Source organism: Streptomyces sp. NPDC040545, from assembly GCF_055595065.1.
Genome location: NZ_JBVIWA010000013.1, coordinates 151,463 through 172,732, shown reverse-complemented (window position 1 = coordinate 172,732; position 21,270 = coordinate 151,463). Strand labels below are relative to the sequence as shown.

Below are 21,270 nucleotides of genomic sequence, written 5' to 3'. Positions count from 1 at the left end.
GCCGGTCAGGCGCCCGAGTCCGACGTGCTCTTCGCGATGCTCCGCGACGGCACCTTCTGCGAACCCCAACCCGCCCCATCAGCTTGACCAAACCCATAGGGGCACACCCCCGCCGTGCTGGTCTCGGAGGTGGTGGACTTCGCCGCCGAATACCGGCTGTCCCTGCTCGACGGGGAGGTCGCCGCGGCGCGACGGCCGGTACGCCGTGGTCGAGGCCAACATGCCGTGGTTCTCGAACAGTTACGCCGCCCGGCCCGAAGCAGTCTGGAGGTGGTCCTGCGCGCGGCTGGCCCGCTCCACCGCGTCCGCGCCGCCGACCTGCCGTTCGTGACCTCGTAGGGGGAGGCCTCGGGCCGGCCGGCCTCCCCGCCCCTCCCCCGCTCCGCTCAGCCGTTGAAGCCGAGGACCAGGGCCACGACCGCCGGGGCCGCGTAGATCACCGGGAAGGCCACGTGGGCGTAGGACTTCGCGCGGAGCACCGTGATCACGGCCCCCGCAAAGTACAGGGCGACCCCGATCGCCGCCGCGATGCCGATCGCCGGGACGAAGACACCCACCGCCAGGCCCACCGCGCCGGCCGCCTTCGCGGTGGCGAGCCAGGTCCACCACGAGCGCGGAACCCCGTACTCGGCCAGCGGCTCCACGACCCACTTCGCCTTGAAGAACATCGAGGCCGCCGAGAATCCGACCATGAACGCGCCGACCAGGGCGAAAACAACAGCGGTGGTGGACATCCGAGCTCCCCTCGGGCGGGCGCCGGTGCGGACTCGCTCCGGTCTGTCTCCCGCCTCCTTCACTCCACTGACCCGCCCCGCCGCACCGATGTGACAGGCCGCGCGAAAAACTTCCGCCCACCCGGCGGCACGGCGGGGGCGCCGCTCAGCCGAAGCTCGGCATCTCACCCACTGTTGTCGACATGTCGATCACCGCGAAGGCGGCACCCTGCGGGTCGGTGACCGCCGCGAACCGGCCGAACGGGCTGTCCATCGGGCCGAAGTGCAGCTTCCCGCCGTGCTTCTGGGTCTTCGCCACCGCCTCGTCGCAGTCCGGCACCCCGAAGTAGACCTGGATGTACGGCGGCACCTCCGGCGGGAAGTCGTCGTCCATCTTCATCCGGCCCAGCACCGGGTTCCCCGCGCCGCCGACGCTGAAGACCTTGAAGTCCATGCCGGCCATCTCGGGATCGTCGCCCGCGTCCATCTGCTGGGCGCCGTACGGGAAGACCTTCGCCAGGAACGCGTCCGCCTTGGCCGGGTCCCGGGTGAAGACCTCCGCCCACGCGTACGAGCCCGGCTCGCCCATCTTCTCGAACCCCTTGTGCTCGCCCGGCTGCCAGACGCCGAAGACCGCGCCGCTCGGCTCCTTCGCGATCAGCATCGTGCCGAAGGCGCCCACCTGCATCGGGCCCATCAGCACCTCGCCGCCGTTCGACGTCACCTTCTCGGCGGTGGCCGCCGCGTCGGGCGAGGCGAAGTACAGACACCACTGCGAGGGGGCGTCGGCTCCCGGCATCGGCGGGACCACGGCCGCGACGGCCTTGCCGCCGGAGTAGGCCTGCGTGTAGTTGCCGTACTCGCTGCTGGCCTCGCCGAAGGTCCAGCCCAGCACGTCCGCGTAGAAGGTCTTGGCCCCCTCCACGTCGGCGAACATCGCGTCCACCCAGCACGGAGCGCCTTCGGGGAACTCAGACATGATCGATCGACTCCTCGTCTCGTACCTGTCGTCGTCGTAGACGGTCGTACTCACGCTAGGCGGGCGGTGCGGCGACCGCGCGGGGAGCGCGCCCAGGCGGGACGCTGGAGCCATGGACAAGGACATCACCATCCGGCTGGCACAGCAGCCGGAGGCCGACGCGCTGCTCGGCCGGAGCCCGCTCGCCGCACTCGTCGGAATGCTGCTGGACCAGCAGGTGCCGATGGAGTGGGCGTTCTCGGGGCCCTGGACGATCGCCCAGCGGCTCGGCTCCGACGATCTCGACGCGCACACCATCGCCGCGTACGACCCGGAGGCCTTCGCGGCCCTGCTCTCCGAGAAGCCCGCCGTCCACCGGTATCCGGGATCGATGGCCACGCGGATCCAGCAGCTGTGCGCCTACCTCGTCGAGCACTACGACGGGAACGCGGAGGCGGTCTGGGCCGACGCCGCGACCGGTCAGGAGCTGCTGAAGCGCCTCAAGGCGCTGCCGGGCTTCGGGGAGCAGAAGGCCCAGATCTTCCTCGCCCTGCTGGGCAAGCGGTTCGGCGTGCGTCCGACGGGCTGGCGGGAGGCGGCGGGCGGCTACGGCCAGGCGAACGTCTACCGTTCGGCGGCCGACATCACGGGCCCGGAGTCCCTGGCCAAGGTCCGGGCGCACAAGCAGGAGATGAAGGCCGCCGCGAAGGCCGCCAAGGCCGCGGGCGGCTCCTGATCCCGAACGCCAGGGCCCTGGTCAGGCCCTGGCCGCCAGACCCTGTCCCGTTCCGGGAGCGGGCGGAATTGACCGGGCGCACAGGCTGCCGATTGACCCCTGATTCCGGTCGCTCAAGATCATAGATTGGTGGACATGACAGAGATCGCGACCCGCGCCGCCACCGCCGAAGCCATCTATGACGCTCCCGGCAGCCTCATCACCCTGCTCACCGACACCGCCGAGCTCACCTGCAACACGGCCACCTTCGAGGAGGGCGCGGCGGGCGCCCCGGTGCACTTCCACACCAAGGCCACCGAGTTCTTCCACGTCACCGAGGGCCGGCTCGACATCCTCGTCGACGACGAGATCCACACCCTGGGCGCCGGCGACTTCATCGCGATCCCGCCGGGCGTCAAGCACGCCTTCGCCCCCGCCGCCGGCCACACCGCCGCCGTCTTCGTCGGCTTCACCCCCGGCATGGGCCGCTTCGACTACTACCGGCTCCTGGGCCGGGTCAACGCGGGCGAGGCCACCGTGCAGGACATCAAGGACAGCTCGGCGACCTACGACAACCACTACGCGGAGAGCCCCGTCTGGAGCGGCCGCCGCCGCAGCGCGGAGCCGTAGACCACGTCCGCGTCGAGGCGGCGCAGTTCCTCCGCGATCAGTTCGGCGCCGCTGCGGATCTTCAGGGCCACCTTGCGGTCGGGGCTCCCCGGCAAGCTCAAGGTGGCCAGCACGCCCGCGGGCCGGTCCACCCGGATCTCCCCACCCGTGGTCTGCAGGCTCACCCCCGTGACCACCGGGCCCTCGGTCGCCACCCTGGCCACCGGCACCCCCAGCCGGTCCTCCAGCCAGCGCGCCAGGAGCTCCGCGCTCGCGTTGTCGGGCTCGCTCTCCACCGCGGCGCCGGTCACCGCCAGCGGCGTCTGGTCCAGGGCCGCGGCCAGCAGCGAGCGCCACGGTGTCAGGCGGGTCCAGGCCAGGTCGGTGTCGCCTGGCTGGTAGCCGGCGGCCCGCTCGTCGAGCACGCCGACCGGGTCGAAGGCGGCGGCAGCGTCCGTGATCCGGCGCTGGGCGAGCGCGCCCAGCTGATCCCCCGCCAGGTCGGTGGGCGCGTCGGCCGGCCACCAGGCCACCACCGGGGCGTCCGGCAGGAGCAGCGGCAGGACGACCGAGCCGGCCTGCTCGGTCAGCGCCCCGTGCAGGCGCAGCAGCACGATCTCGCCGGTCCCGGCGTCGGAGCCGACCCGCAGTTCGGCGTCGACCCGGTTCGCGCGGAGCTTCTGCGGGCCGCGCGAGCTCCGCCTGATCACCGCGATGATGCGGCAGGGGTGTTCGCGCGAGGCCTCGGAGGCCGCGCGTACGGCGTCGTAGGCGTTCTCCTCGTCGGTGGCGAGGACAAGGGTCAGCACCAGCCCCATGGTCGGGCTGCCTATCGCCCGGCGGGCTTCGAGCAGGGCCCGGTTGACCTTGCTGGACGTGGTGTCGGTGAGTTCGGTCCGCATGCACCGAGTCTGTCACCGCGTCACCGGCGCCTGCGCGCCGTCCCGAAGATCGAGCGCGAGATCTCCCGGCCCAGCTGTGTCCCGATCGACCGGGCGAGCGAGCGGAACAGCCCGCTCCCCACCACCTGCTCGGCCGGCGGGGGATCCGGCTTCGGGGCGCTGCGCGCGGCCCGCGCCGCCTCCTTGGCCGCCTCCTTGGCCTCCTTCTCGGCCTCCTTCTCGGCCTCTTTCTCGGCCTCGGCGGCGGCCGCGGCGGCCTCCGCCCGCGCCTCCGCGGCGGCCTGTTCGGCGCTGATCTTCTCGTACGCCGACTCGCGGTCGACCGGCTCCGCGTAGCGCGACCAGAGCGGCGAGGACTTCACGGCCCGCTCCAGGTCGGCCGCCGCGATCGGTCCCATCAGCGACTGCGGGGCGCGCAGCCGGGTCGCCGCGACCGGGGTGGGTGCGCCCCTCTCGCTGAGCACGGTGACGACCGCCTCGCCGGTGCCCAGCCGGGTGAGCAGCTCCTCCAGGTCGTACGCGGAGTCGGGGAAGGTCTTCACGGTCGACTTCAGCGCCTTGGCGTCGTCGGGAGTGAAGGCGCGCAGCGCGTGCTGCACCCGGTTGCCGAGCTGGGCGAGGACGTCCGCCGGCACGTCCTTGGGGGTCTGGGTGACGAAGAAGATGCCCACGCCCTTGGAGCGGATGAGCCGGACGGTCTGGGTGATGGACGTGAGGAAGGCCTTCGAGGCTCCGTTGAAGAGCAGGTGCGCCTCGTCGAAGAAGAAGACGAGCTTGGGCTTCTCCAGGTCGCCGACCTCCGGCAGGTCGTTGTAGAGGTCGGCGAGCAGCCACATCAGGAAGGTGGAGAAGAGCTGCGGTTTGTCCTGGACGGCGGGGAGTTCCAGTACGGAGACCAGCCCGCGGCCGTCGGCGGCCGTCCGCAGGAACTCGCCCGTGTCGAACTCGGGCTCGCCGAAGAACTCCGAGGCGCCCTGCTGCTCGAAGGCGGTCAGCGCCCGCAGGATCACCCCAGCCGTCACCGTGGACAGTCCGCCGATCCCCTTGAGTTCGGGTTTGCCCTGGTCGGAGACGAGGAAGGCGACGACAGCGCGCAGGTCCTTGAGGTCGATCAGCTCCAGGCCCTTGGAGTCGGCGTAGTGGAAGATCAGGCCGAGGGACTGCTCCTGCGTCTGGTTGAGCTCGAGCACCTTGGACAGCAGCACCGGGCCGAAGCTGGTGACCGTGGACCGGAGCGGGATCCCGGGGCCGGTCCCGCCCAGCGAGTAGAACGCGCAGGGGTATCCGGTGGGCTCCCATGGCTGGGCCACGTCCCGGGCCCGTTCGGCGACCCTGTCGCCCGGCGTGCCGGGCGCCGAGATCCCCGAGATGTCGCCCTTGATGTCCGCGAGGAAGACGGGGACGCCGCCCGCAGACAGCTGTTCGGCGATGAGCTGGAGCGTCTTGGTCTTGCCCGTTCCGGTGGCTCCGGCGATCAGTCCGTGGCGGCCCAGCATCGCCAGGGGGATGCGGATCTGACGGTCGGGCAGGCATGCGCCGTCCCAGAGGAGGGCCCCGAGGTCGAGCGCGGGGCCGGTGAACGCGTACCCGGCGGCGATCTCCCCGGCCGGGCCGGCCGGGCCCGTCCGGTCCTCCGGAAGGGCGGGGTCGGTGCTCTCACTCATACTTCACTCCCCAAATAGCGCTGTTCGCCACTTTTGCACCACCGCCACGAGGCTGCGCCCGCACGCACCGGCCCGGTAGGCTTTCCGTGTGATCTTCAAGCGCATCGGAAGCGGACGGCCCTACCCCGACCACGGCAGGGAAACCACCCGGCAGTGGGCGGACGTCGCGCCGCGCCCGGTCCGGCTCGACCAGCTCGTGACGACCAAGGGCCAGCTGGACCTCGAAACGCTGCTCGCCGAGGACTCCACCTTCTACGGCGACCTGTTCGCGCACGTCGTGAAGTGGCGGGGCGACCTCTACCTGGAGGACGGGCTGCACCGCGCCGTGCGCGCCGCCCTCCAGCAGCGCCAGGTGCTGCACGCGCGCGTCCTCGAGATGGACTGACGGCTTCGTCTGGATTGCGCCTTTCGGGTCACCATTGACCTATCAGCAGATCATTTAGTAGGCATCGACTCCGGGCCGCACTACGCTGCGCCCATGAGCATGCTCACTCCCCCCGGCATGGGCGGAAAGTACCGCGTCACGGGAGCCGCCTACCCCCGTATGAGTCGTAAGCGGAGCCGTACCCGGATCGTCCTCGCCGTGCTCGGCTCGATCCTTGCGCTGTCCCTGGTCGGCTACGGGGCCCTGCAGCTCATCGACGTGTTCCGGGGCGACAGCCCCAAGCGGAACACGGCTGCGGGTGCCAAGGACTGCCCGACGACGCCTCCCGGTGCCGCTGCCAAGGGCGGCCCCGGCGCCGCCTCCGCCGCCCCGGCCGCCACCAAACCGGCGGTCGTCCTCCCCCCGCCCGGGGAGATCGCGGTCAACGTCTACAACGCGACCCCGCGTGCGGGCCTGGCCAAGGCGGTCGGTGACGAACTGGCCAAACGCGGCTTCGTCATCGGCAAGGTGGGCAACGCCCCGGCCGACTTCGACAAGAAGGTCCCCGGCACGGGGATACTGCTGGGCTCCCCCACGACCGACAAGGCCGTCTTCGCCGTGCTCGGCACACAGCTCGCCGGGGTCACCCAGCAGACCGACACCCGCGAGACCGCGGACGTCGACCTGATCCTGGGCGACGCCTTCACGGAGCTGAGTAAGAAGGAGGACGCGGACAAGGCGCTGGCCCTGCTGGCCAACCCCGTGCCCGCGCCCAAGAACTGCTGACGCGCAGGACGCCCCGGACGCGTCCCGCGCGGGACGCGTCCGATGCACCGCGCGTGTCCGGCGTGCCGGCCCTACTCCGCCGAGCCGTACATCCGGTCGCCGGCGTCACCCAGGCCCGGCACGATGTAGCCGTGCTCGTTGAGCCGCTCGTCCACCGCGGCCGTCACCACCGTCACCGGCGTGCCCGCCAGCTCGCGCTCCATGATCTCGACGCCCTCGGGCGCGGCCAGCAGCACCACGGCCGTGACATCGTCGGCGCCGCGCTTGATCAGTTCCTGGATCGCCGCGACCAGCGTGCCGCCGGTGGCGAGCATCGGGTCGACGACGTAGACCTGGCGGCCCGAGAGGTCCTCCGGCATGCGCGTCGCGTACGTGGAGGCCTCCAGGGTCTCCTCGTTGCGGACCATGCCCAGGAAGCCCACCTCGGCGGTCGGCAGCAGCCGCACCATGCCGTCGAGCATGCCGAGGCCGGCGCGCAGGATCGGGACGACCAGCGGGCGCGGGTGCGAGAGCTTCACGCCGGTGGTCGGGGCGACCGGGGTCTCGATGTCGGCCTGCTCCGTGCGCACGTCCCGGGTGGCCTCGTAGGCGAGCAGGGTCACCAGCTCGTCGGCGAGCCGCCGGAAGGTGGCGGAGTCGGTGCGCTTGTCGCGCAGGGTGGTGAGTTTGTGCGCCACCAAGGGGTGATCGACGACCTGCAAACGCACAACATCCTCCAAAACTCAGCCTGCGACCTGCAAAAACGGTCGCACGACGCGACCTGCACCCAAAAGGCTACGCGCTGACGCGGCCCCTTCGCGTCCGAAGCCGCGCTCCCGCCCGCCGCTTCCTTGCGGATGCGACCCGCGCGGACGCCCAGCAGGCTGGACGGATGAGCAACACACCGGTGATCGCGGCCGTCGACGGTTCGGAACACAGCCTCAGGGCCCTGGAGTGGGCACGGAAGGAGGCCGTCCGGCACGACAGCGGGCTGCTGGTCGCCCATGTGCTGCCCGACCATGCCCAGTTGTACGCCGGGCGCCGGGCCTCGCTGCACGACGCCTCCGAGCCCGCGGAATTCGCCGACCCCGTACGCGACTGGGTCGAGTCCCTACTCGGCGCCGGCGGCTCCGGGCTGCCCGACGGGGTCACGTACGAGGCCCTGGAAGGCTCCGTACCCGAGGCGCTGCGGGTGATCGGCTCGCGGGCCCGGATGCTGGTGATGGGCTCCCGGGGCCGCGGCGGCTTCGCCAGCCTGCTGCTCGGCTCCAGCAGCCGGGCCGTGGCCAGCACGGCCGCCTGCCCGGTGGTCGTGATCCCGCACGCGGAGCGCGGCGTCGGCGTCGCCGCCGACGCCGACGCCGCCGACGACGATGCCGATGCCGGCGCCGAGCAGTCGGCCGGGCGGGTGGTGGTCGGGCTGCACGCCGCCGAGACGCCCGACGACGTACTGACCTTCGCGTTCACCGAGGCCGCCGTGCGGGGGACCACCGTCCAGGTGGTCTCCGCGTACGCCATCCCGCCCTCGCCGACCCTGGTGATCGACAGCCCCTTCGCGGTGATTCCGCCGGAAGGGCTGGCCGACGAGGGGGACGGCGTACCGGCCGAGCGGGAGATGTTGCGGTCCCAGACGGAGCGGCTGGCACCGCTGCGCGAGCGGTTTCCGGACGTCCCGGTCGAGCAGGCCGCGGTGCCCGGGGACCCGGCGGGCCGGCTCGTCATCGCCTCCCGGGCGGCAGCGCTGGTCGTGGTGGGCCGCCACCACCCGCGGCGCACCGCCATGTCGCTGGCGATCGGCTCGGTGGCCCATGCGGTGCTCCACCACGCGCACGGCCCGGTGGCGGTGGTCCCGACCCTCAAGGACGACGTCTGACCTGCGGTGGGGTGGCATCAAACGCGCCGTCCGGGGGAAGGTGGGTGCAGGGGGGACGACCGACCAGCCAGGTGGTGGCCGATGCCCGACAGGCAGCCGAAGGACGAGGTGCCGGAGACCGCGGCACAGCGCCGAGCACGCCGCGCGCAGTTCCTGCGCGACCTGATGGAGGCGCGCGAGCTGCGCGATCGCGTCCAGCCCCGCCGCGCCCGGGCGGCCCGTATGCGCCAGCAGATGCGCATGCGCACCTTCCGCTGGTGATCCGGGGCCCCGCCGCGCCGCGACACGTCCGGGCTGCACCACCCGCCCCACACCCCTCCTCACGACCCCGCCGCCCCCGCGCCGCAACCCCGTACAGCCCCTGCCGGTGCACGGCGCGGCACGACGCAAGCGCGGAAGACCTCTCGCAAAGCCGCTGTTTCTGCCACGATGCCGATTGGGCGGGGTACGGACGGCGAGCAGCACGGCCGCTTTGCCCCAACCTCCGGCCGGGGGGACCTCCAACCGGCACGCCTAAGACCAGTGGGAGAGTCACGGTGTATTTCGCCGCACTGCTCGCGCGCACCGAAGACGGGTGGGAAGCGAGCGACATGGAACTCGACGACGTCGAGTCCCTCAGTGATCTGATCGATCTCGCCCGGTCCGCCGCTGTCGACGACGACACGGTGGTCGCCCTCATCGAGCAGGAGGACGCCTGGTTCGGCGTCGTCCGCGTGGACGGCGAGGAGGACCCGCGGTACTTCGTATCGAACGCCTCCGCGGCCGCCCGCAGCTCCTACGGCTCGATGCTGACCAAAGAGCTGCTGGGCAGCGACGAGGAGGACGACGAACTCGACGACCTGGACCTGGACGGCACCGAGGACGGCGAGGAGGATGCCGTCGCCGTGTTCACGGACGAGGACGCCGACGAGGACGAGGTGGGCGGGACCGGTGCGGAACCGGTACCGGCCGGTCCGCTCGGTGACCCCCGGCTGCTGGACGATCTCGGGGTGACCAACAAACAACTGATGACCCTGGACGGGGACGCACTCTCGGAGATCGCCGACTCCCTCGGCGCCACCGAGGTCCTGGAGGCCGTCCGCTAGTGGTCCCTGCGAACACCGACGATCCCGTACGGGACCCGTGGCGGGACTCCATGCGCCTGGCGCTCCAGGAGGCCGCCCGGGCGGTGCCGGCCGGCGATGTGCCGGTCGGCGCCGTCGTGCTGGGCCCGGACGGGCGGATCCTCGCCACCGGGTACAACGAGCGCGAGGCGACCGGCGACCCCACCGCGCACGCCGAGGTCGTGGCCCTGCGCCGGGCGGCCGCCGCGCTCGGGGAATGGCGCCTTCCGGGGTGCACCCTCGTGGTGACCCTGGAGCCGTGCGTCATGTGCGCGGGCGCGCTCGTCCAGTCGCGCGTCGCCCGGGTCGTCTACGGCGCGGACGACGAGAAGGCGGGCGCCGCCGGGTCGCTGTGGGACCTCGTACGGGACCGCCGGCTCAACCACCGTCCCGAGGTGGTCCGCGGTGTCCTGGCCGACGAGTGCGCGCGGCAGCTGACGGACTTCTTCCGCGACCTCTGAACGGCGTGCGGGCCCCGGTACCGGCACCCAGGGCCCGGAAAGGGCCTGCGTACGGCCACCGTGCCGCCCCCGGACCTACCGATTTCGGCGGATGGGGTTCCTTAGGCTAGGATCCATCTCGGTAGTGTGTCCGAGTGGCCGAAGGAGCTCGCCTCGAAAGCGAGTATGGGGCAACCCATCGGGGGTTCAAATCCCTCCACTACCGCTTCGATCGAGAGCCCCGCCCCGCAAGGGTCGGGGCTCTCGGCGTGTTCCGGGTCGTCTCTCCGGAGGACACCCGCGTGACCGCCCGCCCCTTCGGCCGTTGTCACGGCATGACCAAGACCCAGCGCATGCTCGCCGCCCTCGCCCTCGCGGGGGCCGCCGCGGGCCTCGCCGCACCCGCCGCCTCGGCCGCCCCGGTCTCCCCCCTCACTCTCCCGGACCTGCCGTCGGCCGCCCCGGGGATGCCGGCCGGGGCCCAGCCCACGTCCGTCCAGGAGATCGGGTCGCAGCTGAGCGCCGGCGCGAACCAGCTCAACGCGCTGATGGAGCTGCCCGACCACCTGGCCCCCGTCATCGCGCCCGTGCAGCCCCTCACGGACCTGGCCGGCGGCCTGGAGTAGCCAGCGGGGCCGCAACCGCCGCCACACGCCCCTTGTGCGCTCCCTGTGCGCCCTGTGCGCGCCCCCTGTACGCCCGAGCCCCCGTACGCCCGCGCGGGCCGCGGGGACGACGCGAAGAAGGCCCCGACGGGAGTCGGGACCTTCTTCGCGCGGAACGGGGGACGTGGCATCGGGGGGACAAGCCACCTCCCCCGACGAGGACGGACCTGCCGGTCCGGGCCGCGATCAGGGGGAAGCGCGCGGCCCCGACCCCGCAGTGAGGCCCTGCCCCTCGCCCACCGGTTTCCTGCCAGAACCGGTGGGCGCACACCCATCCTGTGCCCGCCGCCACTGCACGCTCCACGGCAAAGGACCCGGAGTACCGGGCCATTGGTCCTTAAAGGACAGGTGAGTGTCCAATCTTGACCGGTTAGACTCACCCGACTTGCTCGGACCGGTTGGGGAGGCCGCCCGCACGTGGACACCAAGAAGCTCATCACGGGTGCCCTCACCGTGTTCGCCCTCTTCGTGATCATCACCCAGCCGAAGAGAGCGGCCGAGATCGTGGAAATAGGCTTCCAGGGGATATCGGATGCCGCCTCCGGCATCGGCGAGTTCATGACCGAACTGGTGCGCTGACCCGTACGCTGAAGCGGTTACCGGACTTCCGGCCCCCCACTCCGACGGGTGGGGGGCTTTTTGTATACCCACCACTGGGGATATTGCCCTGATATGCCCAACTTGCCCTCAACACGGCGCTATACGGTGCTTGCACACAGTGCACATCTCTTGTGATGCTATGACCGCTTTTGATGGATGAGTTGACTGAAGGGGTGGCGTGACCGTGCCGGCCAGTACTGCGCCTCAAGTGCCACCCCAGCAGGACCCCCAGGTGCCGCCCCAGCCGGAGCCCCAGCGGGAACACCGCCAGGAGCCCCGTCAGGAGCCGCCCGAGGAGCCCCCGGTAGCGCCGAGACCCCCGAGCAGGGGCGCGGACACCCGGGCGCTCACCCAGGTCCTCTTCGGGCAGCTGAAGGGCCTGGAGCCGGGCACCGGCGAGCACAGCCGGGTGCGCGGGGCCCTCATCGAGGCCAACCTCCCGCTCGTCCGGTACGCGGCCGCCCGATTCCGCAGCCGCAACGAGCCGATGGAGGACGTGGTCCAGGTCGGCACCATCGGCCTGATCAACGCCATCGACCGGTTCGACCCGGACCGCGGCGTGCAGTTCCCGACCTTCGCGATGCCGACCGTCGTGGGCGAGATCAAACGGTACTTCCGCGACAACGTCCGCACCGTCCACGTGCCGCGCCGCCTCCACGAGCTCTGGGTCCAGGTCAACGCCGCCACCGAGGACCTCACGACCCTCCACGGCCGCACCCCGACCACCGCCGAGATCGCCGAGCGGCTGCGCATCACCGAGGACGAGGTGCTGTCCTGCATCGAGGCCGGGCGCAGCTACCACGCGACCTCGCTGGAGGCCGCCCAGGAGGGCGACGGCATGCCCGGGCTGCTGGACCGCCTCGGCTACGAGGACCCGGAGCTGGCCGGCGTCGAGCACCGCGACCTCGTCCGCCATCTCCTCGTACAACTGCCCGAACGCGAGCAACGGATCCTGCTCCTGCGGTACTACAACAATCTGACGCAGTCACAGATCAGCGTGGAGCTCGGCGTCTCCCAGATGCACGTCTCCCGACTCCTCGCCCGGAGTTTCGCCCGACTGAGATCCGCAAACAGGATCGAGGCGTAACCGGAACGAGTGGAGATCATTCACACGTTTCCCGACAGATCGGACTGATCGCCCTCCAGGCTTGTCTGTCGCTGGAGATATATGTCGACATGGCGCTACAGCGCGTTGCCGACATGTGACATTCTGCGTGAACCGCGTTTGCCGCAGCCCCGCCTCCGGTATTCAGGTGGAGGCTGCGTTCCTCCGACGGGCGCGCAGTACGCGACCGTCCGCGACCTCAAGGGGGTGGCATGTCCGTAGACCAGGGCAGCTCCAAGGTGCTCACGCTCGTCAAGAGCGCGCCTGCGCCCACAGCACCTGCAGCGTCCGACCGCTCGGAAGCCATCGACACCCGGACTCTCTCCCGCTCCCTCTTCCTGCGGCTCGCCGCCCTGGATGCGGACAGCCCCGAACGGGCGTACGTACGCGACACCCTGATCGAGCTGAACCTGCCTCTCGTGCGCTACGCGGCCGCCCGATTCCGCAGCCGCAACGAGCCGATGGAAGACATCGTCCAGGTCGGCACCATCGGGCTGATCAAGGCGATCGACCGCTTCGACTGCGAACGCGGCGTCGAGTTCCCGACGTTCGCGATGCCGACCGTCGTGGGCGAGATCAAACGATTCTTTCGGGACACTTCCTGGTCCGTCCGCGTCCCGCGCCGGCTCCAGGAACTGCGCCTGGCGCTGACCAAGGCCAGCGACGAGCTCGCCCAGAAGCTGGACCGCTCGCCGACCGTGCCGGAGCTCGCCGCCGTGCTCGGGGTCTCCGAGGAGGACGTCGTCGACGGCCTCGCCGTCGGCAACGCCTACACCGCCTCCTCGCTCGACTCGCCCTCCCCCGAGGACGAGGGCGGCGAGGGCTCCCTCGCGGACCGCCTCGGGTACGAGGACACCGCGCTGGAGGGCGTCGAGTACCGCGAGTCCCTGAAGCCGCTGCTCGCCAAACTCCCGCCCCGGGAACGGCAGATCATCATGCTGCGCTTCTTCGCGAACATGACGCAGTCGCAGATCGGCGAGGAGGTCGGCATCTCCCAGATGCACGTCTCCCGGCTGCTGACCCGCACCCTCGCGCAACTGCGCGTAGGCCTCATCGGGGAGTGACCCGGCGCCTCGCGCTTCCCAATTGACGATCCGTCAGGAAAACTGGCGCGATGCGAAAGGGATCGCGAGCGGCCGCCGCCACCACCACCCTGCTCGCCCTGTGCTGCACGGCCGCCGCCGGCCTCACCGGCTGCGGCGGCCCGGCGCGGGACGGCTATGTCGCCGTGGGCGCCGCGGCTCCGGGCCCCGAACGGGGCGCGGGGGAGAACGTGGCTCCGCGGGGTCAGGTGGAGTTCCAGCAGCTCGGAGGCCCGGACACGGCGGGCGGATCCGCCCGGTCGGCCACGGCCTCCAGTACGTCGACCGGTGTCGCGGGATCCGGGAGCCCTGGCGGCTCCGCCCCAGGCGGAGCCACGACCACCGGCCCCGGCGGCTCCGCAGGCACCCCCTCGGACCCGGGCAGGACCCCACCGCGCCCCGGCACACCCGGCACGCCGACGGCGCCCACCGCCCCGGCCTCACCGGCCTCTCCGACCTCGCCGGGCACCCCGGCGAGCCCGCCCGGCAGGCCCGGGACGACACCGCCGGCGCCACCCGCGTCCACACCGGCCCGGCTGACGCTGTCCGCGCCGGTCAGGTCGGCCGCGGCCGACCGCTGGTGCGAGCAGGTCACCGTGACCTTCACCAACACCGGAACCACCGCGGCCCGTTCGGGCACGGTCAGCTTCGCGACGCACATCATCGGCGCCCTCGGCATCGACTGGGCCACGATCACCACGAGCCAGGCCCTGCCGGCGCCGCTGGCGGGCGGGACCTCGAAGACGCAGACCTACACGGTGTGCGTGGAGTCCTGGCGGGTGCCGCTGGGCATGCACGTGGACACCCGGAAGGTCACCGCGACCTGGAGCTGAGCCGAGGTGCGGTGAGGCGAGGGGCCCTCGGGGCGCTGCCCGGGGGCCGTCAGGTCAGGGCCATCCAGGCGGCAACGCCGATGACGAGCACGAGGGCGAGGACCAGCCCCACCTTCAGGGCCGGGTTCGAGGACGACCCGGACCGCTGCTCCGCGCGCCGCTGCTGACGGGCGCCCGGACCCGCCTGGCGGGCGGGTGCGGCCTCCTCGACGAAGGCCTTGAACATCTGCGTGCTGCCCGCGGGGTCGTAGTTGCCCTCGGGGACCTGTGAGTTGTGGTTGTCAGCCATGGAGCAGGACCCTAGCCGGTTTTCCGATTCCTTTACCGCCCCACCCCCCAGATTCATTTGCCTGTAGCAACCATGCGCTTCTATGGTTGCCTCAAGCAACAAGATGGGGGACCCGGTGACCGTGCAGACCGCTCCGACCGTGCAGAGCGCACCAACCGTGCAGAGCGCACCGACCGCGCCGCCTGCTCCGACCGCACCTCCTGCTGCGACCGCTCCTCCTGCTGCGACCGCCCCGTACGCGGAGCTGGCCCGCCAGCTCACCGGCATCGGCGCGGTCAAGCGCGAGCTCGCCCGCTGTCTGCCCGCGGACTGCCCGCCCGGCGCCGCCGCCGTCCTCACCCTGCTCGACCGGCACGGGGAGATGCGGCTGAGCCGGCTGACCGAGTACATGGGGGTCGACATTTCCGTGACCAGCCGGCACGTCACGCACATCGCCGACCGCGGCTGGATCGAGCGCGAGACCGACCCGGGCGACGGGCGCTGCCGGATCCTGCGGCTCACCCCGGCCGGGCGGGTGCTCCTCGCCGAGCTCGGCGCCCGCTGCACGGCCTCGCTGGAAAGAGCCCTCCACGACTGGTCCCCCCAGGACATCGACGTACTCAACACCCTGCTGGCCCGACTCCGATCGAGCTTCTAGACAAAGGAAAGACATGGCCCAGTCGGAGACGACGACCGACCACCCGCCCGCGTCCGCGGCCACCCCCGCGGCCTCCTCCGTGACCATGACCCACCCGCAGATCATGAAGGCGCTGTCCGGGCTGATGCTCGGCATGTTCGTGGCGATCCTGTCGTCCACGATCGTCTCCAACGCCCTCCCCCAGATCATCAGCGACCTCGGCGGAACCCAGTCCTCGTACACCTGGGTGGTCACCGCCGCGCTGCTGTCGATGACGGCCGCCACCCCGCTGTGGGGCAAGCTGTCCGACCTCTTCAGCAAGAAGCTGCTGGTCCAGATATCCCTCGTGATCTACGTCCTCGGATCCGTGGTCGCGGGCCTGTCCCAGAACACCGGCACGCTGATCGCCTGCCGCGTGGTCCAGGGCATCGGCGTCGGCGGCCTCTCCGCCCTGGCGCAGATCGTGATGGCCGCGATGATCTCCCCGCGCGAGCGCGGCCGGTACAGCGGCTACCTGGGCGCGGTCTTCGCCGTCGCCACCGTCGGCGGCCCGCTGCTGGGCGGTGTCATCACCGACACCGAGTGGCTGGGCTGGCGCTGGTGCTTCTACGTCGGCGTGCCGTTCGCGATCATCGCGCTGATCGTCCTCCAGCGCACCCTGCACCTCCCGGTCGTGCGCCGCGACGTCAAGGTCGACTGGCTGGGCGCCTTCCTGATCAGCGGCGCCGTCTCCCTGCTGCTGATCTGGGTCACGCAGGCCGGCGACTCCTACGAGTGGATCTCCTGGCAGACCTGGGCGATGACGGGCGGCGCGCTGCTGCTCGGCCTGCTCTTCGTCCTCGTCGAGTCCCGCGCGAGCGACCCGATCATCCCGCTGCGGCTGTTCCGCAACAAGACCATCAGCCTCGCCTCGGCGGCCTCCCTGTTCGTGGGCATCGCGATGTTCTCGGGGACCGTGTTTTTCAGCCAGTTCTTCCAGTTGGCCCGCGGTGAGTCCCCGACGATGTCCGGAATCCTCACGATTCCGATGATCGCCGGCCTCTTCGTCTCCTCCACGGTTTCCGGTCAGGTGATCACCAAGACCGGCAGGTGGAAGGCCTGGCTCGTCTCCGGCGGCGTCCTGCTGACCGCCGGCCTGGGTCTGCTGGGCACCCTGCGCCACGACACCCCGTACTGGCACATCGCGATCTACATGGCGCTGACCGGCCTCGGTCTCGGCATGATGATGCAGAACCTGGTCCTCGCCACCCAGAACCAGGTGGCCCCCGAGGACCTGGGCGCGGCCAGCTCGGTCGTCACCTTCTTCCGCTCCCTCGGCGGCGCCATGGGCGTCTCCGCGCTGGGCGCGGTCATGGCCCACCGGGTGACGCACTACGTCCAGGACGGCCTCGCGGCCCTCGGCCCGAAGGCAGCGGCCCTCGGCCACGGCGGCACCGCCGGGGGCGGGATCCCCGACCTCGACAAGCTGCCCGCGCCGATCCGCGAGGTCATCGAGTCCGCGTACGGGCACGGCGTCGGCGACGTCTTCCTCTACGCCGCCCCGTTCGCGCTGCTCGGACTGGTCCTGGTGGTGTTCATCAAGGAGGTCGCCCTGAAGTCGAAGCCGGCGGCCCACGCCCCGGCGGCGTCGAACGAGCCGGCCCCCGCCGAGACCGCCGTCAAGGCCTCGTCCGCCTCTTAGGGATCCTGCCGGGCCCCGCCCGGCGGAACCTTGGCCTCGATACCCGCGATCAGGATGTCGAGCGCGAGGCAGAAGTCGCCCTCCGGCGCCCGCCGGACCGTCCCGCCGCATCCGTGCAGGAAGTGCGAGACGGCCAGGTGGGCGCCGGTGCGGGCGGCGTCCACCAGGCCGGTGGCGTCCAGCAGCCGCTGGAGGGCGGCGTCGAAGGCCCGCGCGTGCGGGCCGATGTTCGGGAACCCGGCGGTGAGCGGGGCGACCCACGGGTGGTCCGCCAGCACCCGCCGGTAGCCGCGGGCCAGCGCCCGCAGCCGCCCCGGCCAGCCCGGCTCACTGCTCTCCACCGCGCTCACCGCCGCGGTCTCCGCCGCACCCGGCGCCGTCTCGGGCGGCAGTTCCAGCTCGCCCAGCGCGCTGTCGAGGGCGAGTTCGAGCAGATCCTGCTTGGTGTCCACGTACCAGTACAGGGACATCGCGGTCACCCCGAGCCCGGCGGCGAGCCGCCGCATCGAGAACCGGGCCAGCCCGTCGGCGTCGAGCAGCCGCACGGTGGCGGCGGTGATCCGCTCCCGGTCCAGCCCGGAGGGTGCCTCGCTGCGGCGTCTGGTCGGTGCGGCAGGCCTGGCGGCCAGCCACACACTGGTGCGGGTCTCGCCGGGATCGGCCGCGGTCACCATGCAGGCACCCTCCTCACGACAGGTGGATCAGCCCGGAATGCCCGGTCCGCCCTCTTGATGCTAGGGGGTGTCTTGCCGATCGGGCCGGAACAGCGGGCGGGGTCCGCTGCCGTGGGACCGGATCAGGCCGTCGGAGCCGTCAGGTCGTAGAAGGTGGCTCCGCCGACCGTGAACGCCTTGAAGGTGGCCTTGACCCAGGTCTCGATGTCCGAGCTGGTGCCCCCGCCCGGTCCGCCCCGACCGCCGCCGGGGCCGCCGCCCCCGGGCATGCCGCCCTCGGCGTCGCCGGTGGCGGCGCTCTGGCCGATGAACCAGTGGATCTTCCCGTCCCGCACGTACTTCTGGAACTGCTCCAGGGTCGGCGAGGGGTCGCTGCCGTTGAAGCCGCCGATCGGCATGACGGGCGCCCCGGAGGCCAGCTGGTAGCTCGCCGCGTTCTGGGCGCCGATCGCGGCCGCCGCCCAGGTGTACTCGTCGGCGTCGGTGGTGAGGGCCTTCTTGGCCTCCGCGCTCACCCGGGCGCCGTTCAGCAGGCCGCCCGGACCGCCCTGGCCGCCGACGAACCGCTCGCCGCCGCGCCCTGCGCCCGCACCGCCCTGGCCCTGCGGCATCACGCCCCGCGGCATCGCGCCCTGCGGCGGCATACCTCCCTGCTGCCCGGCGCCCGGTCGGCCGCCGTTCGGCATCCCGCCCTGGTGGCCCTGGCCGCCCTGGATCCTCTCGCCGGGTCCGCCGAAGCCGCCCGGGCCGCCCATCATCCCGCCCGGTCCGCCGAAGCCGCCCGGGCCGCCCATCATCCCGCCCGGTCCGCCGCGGCCGCCCGCCACCGCCGGTCCGGCGGTCACGATGGAACCGGTGTGCGCCGTGCTCACCGTGGTCAGGCAGTACGCGAGCGGCCCGGCCAGCGCCGCCACCACGCCCAGCGCCGCCGTGGCCCGCAGCGCCCGGCGCCCGGCCCGCGCGGCGAACGGCAGCGCGGCCGCGGCGAGCAGCCCGCCCACCAGGACCGCCCAGCGCAGCCACGGCAGATAGCCGGTGGCGCGGCCGAGCAGCACGTACGACCAGACCGCCGTCAGGGCGAGCGTGCCGGACAGGGTGAGCGCTGCGGCCTTGCCGCCCCGCTCCTCCCACAGCACGGCGACGCCCATGCCGATCAGCGCGGCCACGAACGGCGCCAGCGCCACGGTGTAGTACTCGTGGAAGATGCCCTGCATGTAGCTGAAGACAGCCGCGGTGATCAGCATCGAACCGCCCCAGGCCAGGAACGCCGCCCGGGCCATGCCCTCCAGCGAGTCGGTGGCCCGGCGGGCCCGCCAGGTGATCAGCAGACCGGCCACCAGCAGGACCAGGGCCGCCGGCAGCAGCCAGGCGATCTGCCCGCCGATGTTGCCCGAGAAGAGCCGGTCGATGCCGGTCTCTCCCCAGCCGCCGCCACCGCCGCCACCGGCGCCGCCCCGGCCGCCGCCGCCCACGCTGCCGGTCTCGTTGCCGTTGATCCGGCCGAGGCCGTTGTAGCCGAGGGTCAGCTCCAGGAAGGAGTTGTTCTGCGAGCCGCCGATGTACGGGCGGGAGGAGGCCGGCCACAGCTCGACGACGGCGACCCACCAGCCGCCGGCCACCACCATCGCGAGCCCCGCCAGCAGCAACTGGCCGAGCCGCTTGCGCAGCCGGATGGGCGCGCAGACGGCGTACAGGAGGGCCAGGGGCGGCAGGATGACGAAGGCCTGCAGGGTCTTGGTGAGGAAGGCGAAGCCGACCGCCACCCCCGCCCAGACCAGCCACCGAGTGCGGGCCCCGTCGAGGGCGCGCAGCACGCAGTACACGGTGACGGTCAGCAGCAGGGTCAGCAGCGCGTCGGGGTTGTTGAAGCGGAACATCAGCGCGGCGACGGGCGTGAGCGCGAAGGCGGCGCCGCTCAGCAGCCCGGCCGCGGGACCGAACTGGCGGCGCACGGCGGCGTACAGCACACCGGTGGTCGCGACGCCCATCAGGGCCTGCGGTACGAGGATCTGCCAGGCGCCGAGCCCGAAGAGCCGGACGGACAGCATCATCGGCCACAGGGCCGCCGGGGGCTTGTCGACGGTGATGGAGTTGCCGGCGTCGGAGGAGCCGAAGAAGAAGGCCTTCCAGCTCTCACTGCCCGCCTGCACGGCGGCGGAGTAGAAGGAGTTGGCGTAGCCGGAGGAGCCGAGGTCCCACAGGAGCAGGGCGGCGGTGGCGATCAGCAGCCCGGCCAGGGCGGGGAGTTCCCAGCGGGGGCGGTCGGCCGCCACGCGGCGGCCGGTACCGGCGCGGACCTCGGGGACCGGGAAGAGCGAGGGTGCTGCCGTGGTCATCGGATGTCGTCCTTCACGGGAGTGTCGCGCCGCTCGGGGAAGACCCAGGCGCGGAAGAGCAGGAAGCGCAGCACGGTGGCGGCGAGGTTGGCGGTGATCAGAACGGCCAGTTCGGTGCCGTGCGCGGGATCGGCGGTGGCCGCCCCGAGCGCGGCGAGGGAGCCGCTGGTGAGGGCTAGCCCGATGCCGAACACCACGAGGCCCTGGGCCTGGTGGCGCACGGCGCGGTCCCGGCCGCGCACCCCGAAGGTGAGCCGGCGGTTGGCGGCGGTGTTGGCGAGCGCGGAGAGCAGCAGCGCGGCGCCGTTGGCGAACTGCGGGCCGGTCCCGGAACGGAAGGCGGAGTACAGGAGCAGGTAGAGCACGGTGGACAGCGCTCCGACGGCGCAGAAGCCGAGCAGCTGGCGGGCGAGTCCGCCCTCCACCCCGGGCAGTGCGGCGCGGTCGCGCGGATCGTCACCGAAGGGGCGGGCGAGCCGGTCCAGCGGGAGCGCGCCGACCGCCAGGGCCCGGCCCACGCGCCAGACGCCCTTGAGGTCCTCGGTGGCGGTCCGGACGATGTGGACGGTGGAGTCGGGGTCGTCGACCCAGTCCACCGGCACCTCGTGGATCCGCAGCCCGGCCCGTTCGGCGAGCACGAGCAGTTCGGTGTCGAAGAACCAGCCCGTGTCCTCCACCAGCGGCAGCAGCCGCTCGGCGACCTCGCGCCGGATCGCCTTGAATCCGCACTGCGCGTCGCTGAACCGGGCGGCGAGGGAGGACCGCAGGAGGAGGTTGTAGGCCCGCGAGATGAACTCCCGCTTCGCACCCCGCACCACCCGCGAGGACCGGGCCAGGCGGGTGCCGATGGCGAGGTCGGAGTGGCCGGAGATCAGCGGTGCGACCAGCGGCAGCAGGGCGTTGAGGTCGGTGGAGAGGTCCACGTCCATGTAGGCGAGGACGGGAGCGTCGGAACCGGACCACACCTGGCGCAGGGCCCTGCCCCGGCCCTTCTCCTCCAGGCGGGTGCTGCGTACGCCGTCCAGCGCGGCGGCGAGCCCCCGCGCGACCTCGGGAGTGCGGTCGGTGCTCGCGTTGTCGGCGACCGTGATCCGGAAGGGATAGGGGAAGGTCCGGCTGAGGTGCTCGTGCAGTCTGCGGACGCACGGGCCGAGGTCCTTCTCCTCGTTGAAGACAGGGATCACCACGTCGAGGACGGGCTCGCCGGGCACGGGCGCGAGGGGCGCCCGTGCCGGAAGGGCCCCGGTAGAGGTGTCGGTTCGCATGTTCCGAGACTCGCGGGG

At 72.1% G+C, this 21,270-nt stretch carries 24 protein-coding genes, 1 tRNA gene and 1 pseudogene; 17 read left to right on the top strand and 9 right to left on the bottom strand.

Translation table 11 applies throughout. The features are described 5' to 3' along the window. Positions 1-114 precede the first annotated feature (114 nt). Positions 115-339 (top strand): hypothetical protein, encoded by a 225-nt coding sequence (locus ACZ573_RS24320; RefSeq protein ID WP_471307414.1) that lies wholly within the window; start codon positions 115-117, stop codon positions 337-339. A 47-nt stretch (positions 340-386) separates the two neighbouring features. Here the strand turns inward: ACZ573_RS24320 and ACZ573_RS24315 are convergent, their stop codons facing one another. Together ACZ573_RS24315 and ACZ573_RS24310 are read right to left on the bottom strand one after the other, a co-directional pair. After that, positions 387-734 carry a DoxX family protein gene (locus ACZ573_RS24315; protein ID WP_471307412.1) on the bottom strand — a complete coding sequence of 116 codons (348 nt, stop codon included), beginning with the start codon at positions 732-734 and terminating at the stop codon, positions 387-389. Positions 735-879: 145 nt separating this feature from the next. Further along, positions 880-1,692: a VOC family protein gene (locus ACZ573_RS24310; RefSeq protein ID WP_471307410.1), complete on the bottom strand. Its 813-nt coding sequence runs from the start codon at positions 1,690-1,692 to the stop codon at positions 880-882. Between the two features lie 112 nt (positions 1,693-1,804). Here ACZ573_RS24310 and ACZ573_RS24305 point away from each other — a divergent pair, with 112 nt between their 5' ends. Both ACZ573_RS24305 and ACZ573_RS24300 read left to right on the top strand, forming a co-directional pair. Next, a complete protein-coding gene (locus tag ACZ573_RS24305) occupies positions 1,805-2,407 on the top strand; it encodes an HhH-GPD-type base excision DNA repair protein (RefSeq protein ID WP_471307408.1) in 603 nt (200 codons plus the stop codon). A 135-nt stretch (positions 2,408-2,542) separates the two neighbouring features. Beyond that, positions 2,543-3,016 (top strand): cupin domain-containing protein, encoded by a 474-nt coding sequence (locus ACZ573_RS24300; RefSeq protein ID WP_471307407.1) that lies wholly within the window; start codon positions 2,543-2,545, stop codon positions 3,014-3,016. Here the strand turns inward: ACZ573_RS24300 and opcA are convergent. Both opcA and ACZ573_RS24290 read right to left on the bottom strand, forming a co-directional pair. Beyond that, positions 2,965-3,897, bottom strand: coding sequence for a glucose-6-phosphate dehydrogenase assembly protein OpcA (gene opcA / locus ACZ573_RS24295; RefSeq protein ID WP_471307405.1), 933 nt, complete (start codon positions 3,895-3,897; stop codon positions 2,965-2,967). The two genes, ACZ573_RS24300 and opcA, sit on opposite strands and share 52 nt — an antisense overlap. Before the next feature lie 20 nt (positions 3,898-3,917). Continuing rightward, a complete protein-coding gene (locus ACZ573_RS24290) occupies positions 3,918-5,561 on the bottom strand; it encodes a helicase HerA-like domain-containing protein (RefSeq protein WP_471307403.1) in 1,644 nt (547 codons plus the stop codon). Positions 5,562-5,649: 88 nt separating this feature from the next. Between ACZ573_RS24290 and ACZ573_RS24285 the strand changes: the two genes are divergently transcribed. Both ACZ573_RS24285 and ACZ573_RS24280 read left to right on the top strand, forming a co-directional pair. After that, positions 5,650-5,946, top strand: coding sequence for a type II toxin-antitoxin system VapB family antitoxin (locus ACZ573_RS24285; protein ID WP_030010424.1), 297 nt, complete (start codon positions 5,650-5,652; stop codon positions 5,944-5,946). 93 nt (positions 5,947-6,039) lie between these two features. Next, positions 6,040-6,711 carry a LytR C-terminal domain-containing protein gene (locus ACZ573_RS24280; protein ID WP_471307402.1) on the top strand — a complete coding sequence of 224 codons (672 nt, stop codon included), beginning with the start codon at positions 6,040-6,042 and terminating at the stop codon, positions 6,709-6,711. A 71-nt stretch (positions 6,712-6,782) separates the two neighbouring features. On the opposite strand, the gene upp is transcribed toward ACZ573_RS24280, so the two are convergent. Next, positions 6,783-7,418, bottom strand: coding sequence for a uracil phosphoribosyltransferase (gene upp / locus ACZ573_RS24275; protein ID WP_030010426.1), 636 nt, complete (start codon positions 7,416-7,418; stop codon positions 6,783-6,785). Between the two features lie 164 nt (positions 7,419-7,582). Between upp and ACZ573_RS24270 the strand changes: the two genes are divergently transcribed. From ACZ573_RS24270 to ACZ573_RS24225, 10 genes are all read left to right on the top strand, one after another. Further along, positions 7,583-8,563, top strand: coding sequence for a universal stress protein (locus tag ACZ573_RS24270; RefSeq protein ID WP_471307399.1), 981 nt, complete (start codon positions 7,583-7,585; stop codon positions 8,561-8,563). 81 nt (positions 8,564-8,644) lie between these two features. Continuing rightward, the gene (locus tag ACZ573_RS24265; RefSeq protein WP_030768873.1) at positions 8,645-8,824 is read left to right on the top strand and encodes a hypothetical protein; all 180 of its coding nucleotides are present in this window, start codon (positions 8,645-8,647) and stop codon (positions 8,822-8,824) included. A 275-nt stretch (positions 8,825-9,099) separates the two neighbouring features. After that, the gene (locus tag ACZ573_RS24260) at positions 9,100-9,648 is read left to right on the top strand and encodes a tRNA adenosine deaminase-associated protein (RefSeq protein ID WP_471307394.1); all 549 of its coding nucleotides are present in this window, start codon (positions 9,100-9,102) and stop codon (positions 9,646-9,648) included. Between the two features lie 50 nt (positions 9,649-9,698). Then, positions 9,699-10,127, top strand: a complete 429-nt coding sequence (tadA, locus tag ACZ573_RS24255; RefSeq protein WP_301374607.1) for a tRNA adenosine(34) deaminase TadA — start codon at positions 9,699-9,701, stop codon at positions 10,125-10,127. Positions 10,128-10,247: 120 nt separating this feature from the next. Beyond that, positions 10,248-10,332 (top strand) — tRNA-Ser (locus tag ACZ573_RS24250). 76 nt (positions 10,333-10,408) lie between these two features. After that, complete coding sequence (locus ACZ573_RS24245; RefSeq protein WP_471307393.1) at positions 10,409-10,732, top strand: hypothetical protein; 324 nt, start codon at positions 10,409-10,411, stop codon at positions 10,730-10,732. A 456-nt stretch (positions 10,733-11,188) separates the two neighbouring features. Next, complete coding sequence (locus ACZ573_RS24240; RefSeq protein WP_167745563.1) at positions 11,189-11,350, top strand: hypothetical protein; 162 nt, start codon at positions 11,189-11,191, stop codon at positions 11,348-11,350. A gap of 229 nt (positions 11,351-11,579) precedes the next feature. Continuing rightward, positions 11,580-12,458, top strand: a complete 879-nt coding sequence (locus ACZ573_RS24235; protein WP_301369232.1) for an RNA polymerase sigma factor SigF — start codon at positions 11,580-11,582, stop codon at positions 12,456-12,458. A 230-nt stretch (positions 12,459-12,688) separates the two neighbouring features. Continuing rightward, positions 12,689-13,540 (top strand): RNA polymerase sigma factor SigF, encoded by an 852-nt coding sequence (locus ACZ573_RS24230; RefSeq protein ID WP_202200826.1) that lies wholly within the window; start codon positions 12,689-12,691, stop codon positions 13,538-13,540. Between the two features lie 50 nt (positions 13,541-13,590). Next, on the top strand, positions 13,591-14,391 hold the full coding sequence (locus ACZ573_RS24225; RefSeq protein WP_471307390.1) for a hypothetical protein: 801 nt from the start codon (positions 13,591-13,593) through the stop codon (positions 14,389-14,391). Positions 14,392-14,440: 49 nt separating this feature from the next. Here the strand turns inward: ACZ573_RS24225 and ACZ573_RS24220 are convergent, their stop codons facing one another. Beyond that, on the bottom strand, positions 14,441-14,680 hold the full coding sequence (locus tag ACZ573_RS24220; protein ID WP_471307388.1) for a hypothetical protein: 240 nt from the start codon (positions 14,678-14,680) through the stop codon (positions 14,441-14,443). Between the two features lie 244 nt (positions 14,681-14,924). Here ACZ573_RS24220 and ACZ573_RS24215 point away from each other — a divergent pair, with 244 nt between their 5' ends. Together ACZ573_RS24215 and ACZ573_RS24210 are read left to right on the top strand one after the other, a co-directional pair. Beyond that, positions 14,925-15,317 carry a MarR family winged helix-turn-helix transcriptional regulator gene (locus ACZ573_RS24215; protein WP_471307499.1) on the top strand — a complete coding sequence of 131 codons (393 nt, stop codon included), beginning with the start codon at positions 14,925-14,927 and terminating at the stop codon, positions 15,315-15,317. 85 nt (positions 15,318-15,402) lie between these two features. Further along, positions 15,403-16,950, top strand: a pseudogene (locus ACZ573_RS24210) (MDR family MFS transporter); the annotation flags it as partial. Between the two features lie 23 nt (positions 16,951-16,973). On the opposite strand, the gene ACZ573_RS24205 reads toward ACZ573_RS24210, so the two are convergent. From ACZ573_RS24205 to ACZ573_RS24195, 3 genes are all read right to left on the bottom strand, one after another. After that, positions 16,974-17,651, bottom strand: coding sequence for a TetR/AcrR family transcriptional regulator (locus ACZ573_RS24205; protein ID WP_471307386.1), 678 nt, complete (start codon positions 17,649-17,651; stop codon positions 16,974-16,976). A 122-nt stretch (positions 17,652-17,773) separates the two neighbouring features. Next, the gene (locus tag ACZ573_RS24200) at positions 17,774-19,987 is read right to left on the bottom strand and encodes an ArnT family glycosyltransferase (protein WP_471307384.1); all 2,214 of its coding nucleotides are present in this window, start codon (positions 19,985-19,987) and stop codon (positions 17,774-17,776) included. Continuing rightward, positions 19,984-21,252 carry a bifunctional glycosyltransferase family 2/GtrA family protein gene (locus tag ACZ573_RS24195; protein ID WP_471307381.1) on the bottom strand — a complete coding sequence of 423 codons (1,269 nt, stop codon included), beginning with the start codon at positions 21,250-21,252 and terminating at the stop codon, positions 19,984-19,986. Before ACZ573_RS24195 ends, ACZ573_RS24200 begins: the two co-directional genes overlap by 4 nt. Positions 21,253-21,270: the final 18 nt, after the last annotated feature.

Coding starts and splice junctions, on each gene's coding strand:
- ACZ573_RS24225 (WP_471307390.1), top strand. CDS start 13,591: ATGCGAAAGGGATCGCGAGCGGCCGCCGCCACCACCACCCTGCTCGCC.
- opcA (WP_471307405.1), bottom strand. CDS start 3,897: ATGCGGACCGAACTCACCGACACCACGTCCAGCAAGGTCAACCGGGCC.
- ACZ573_RS24205 (WP_471307386.1), bottom strand. CDS start 17,651: ATGGTGACCGCGGCCGATCCCGGCGAGACCCGCACCAGTGTGTGGCTG.
- tadA (WP_301374607.1), top strand. CDS start 9,699: ATGCGCCTGGCGCTCCAGGAGGCCGCCCGGGCGGTGCCGGCCGGCGAT.
- ACZ573_RS24310 (WP_471307410.1), bottom strand. CDS start 1,692: ATGTCTGAGTTCCCCGAAGGCGCTCCGTGCTGGGTGGACGCGATGTTC.
- ACZ573_RS24220 (WP_471307388.1), bottom strand. CDS start 14,680: ATGGCTGACAACCACAACTCACAGGTCCCCGAGGGCAACTACGACCCC.
- ACZ573_RS24200 (WP_471307384.1), bottom strand. CDS start 19,987: ATGACCACGGCAGCACCCTCGCTCTTCCCGGTCCCCGAGGTCCGCGCC.
- ACZ573_RS24230 (WP_202200826.1), top strand. CDS start 12,689: ATGTCCGTAGACCAGGGCAGCTCCAAGGTGCTCACGCTCGTCAAGAGC.
- ACZ573_RS24265 (WP_030768873.1), top strand. CDS start 8,645: ATGCCCGACAGGCAGCCGAAGGACGAGGTGCCGGAGACCGCGGCACAG.
- ACZ573_RS24300 (WP_471307407.1), top strand. CDS start 2,543: ATGACAGAGATCGCGACCCGCGCCGCCACCGCCGAAGCCATCTATGAC.
- ACZ573_RS24280 (WP_471307402.1), top strand. CDS start 6,040: ATGAGCATGCTCACTCCCCCCGGCATGGGCGGAAAGTACCGCGTCACG.
- ACZ573_RS24315 (WP_471307412.1), bottom strand. CDS start 734: ATGTCCACCACCGCTGTTGTTTTCGCCCTGGTCGGCGCGTTCATGGTC.
- ACZ573_RS24305 (WP_471307408.1), top strand. CDS start 1,805: ATGGACAAGGACATCACCATCCGGCTGGCACAGCAGCCGGAGGCCGAC.
- ACZ573_RS24290 (WP_471307403.1), bottom strand. CDS start 5,561: ATGAGTGAGAGCACCGACCCCGCCCTTCCGGAGGACCGGACGGGCCCG.
- ACZ573_RS24195 (WP_471307381.1), bottom strand. CDS start 21,252: ATGCGAACCGACACCTCTACCGGGGCCCTTCCGGCACGGGCGCCCCTC.
- ACZ573_RS24270 (WP_471307399.1), top strand. CDS start 7,583: ATGAGCAACACACCGGTGATCGCGGCCGTCGACGGTTCGGAACACAGC.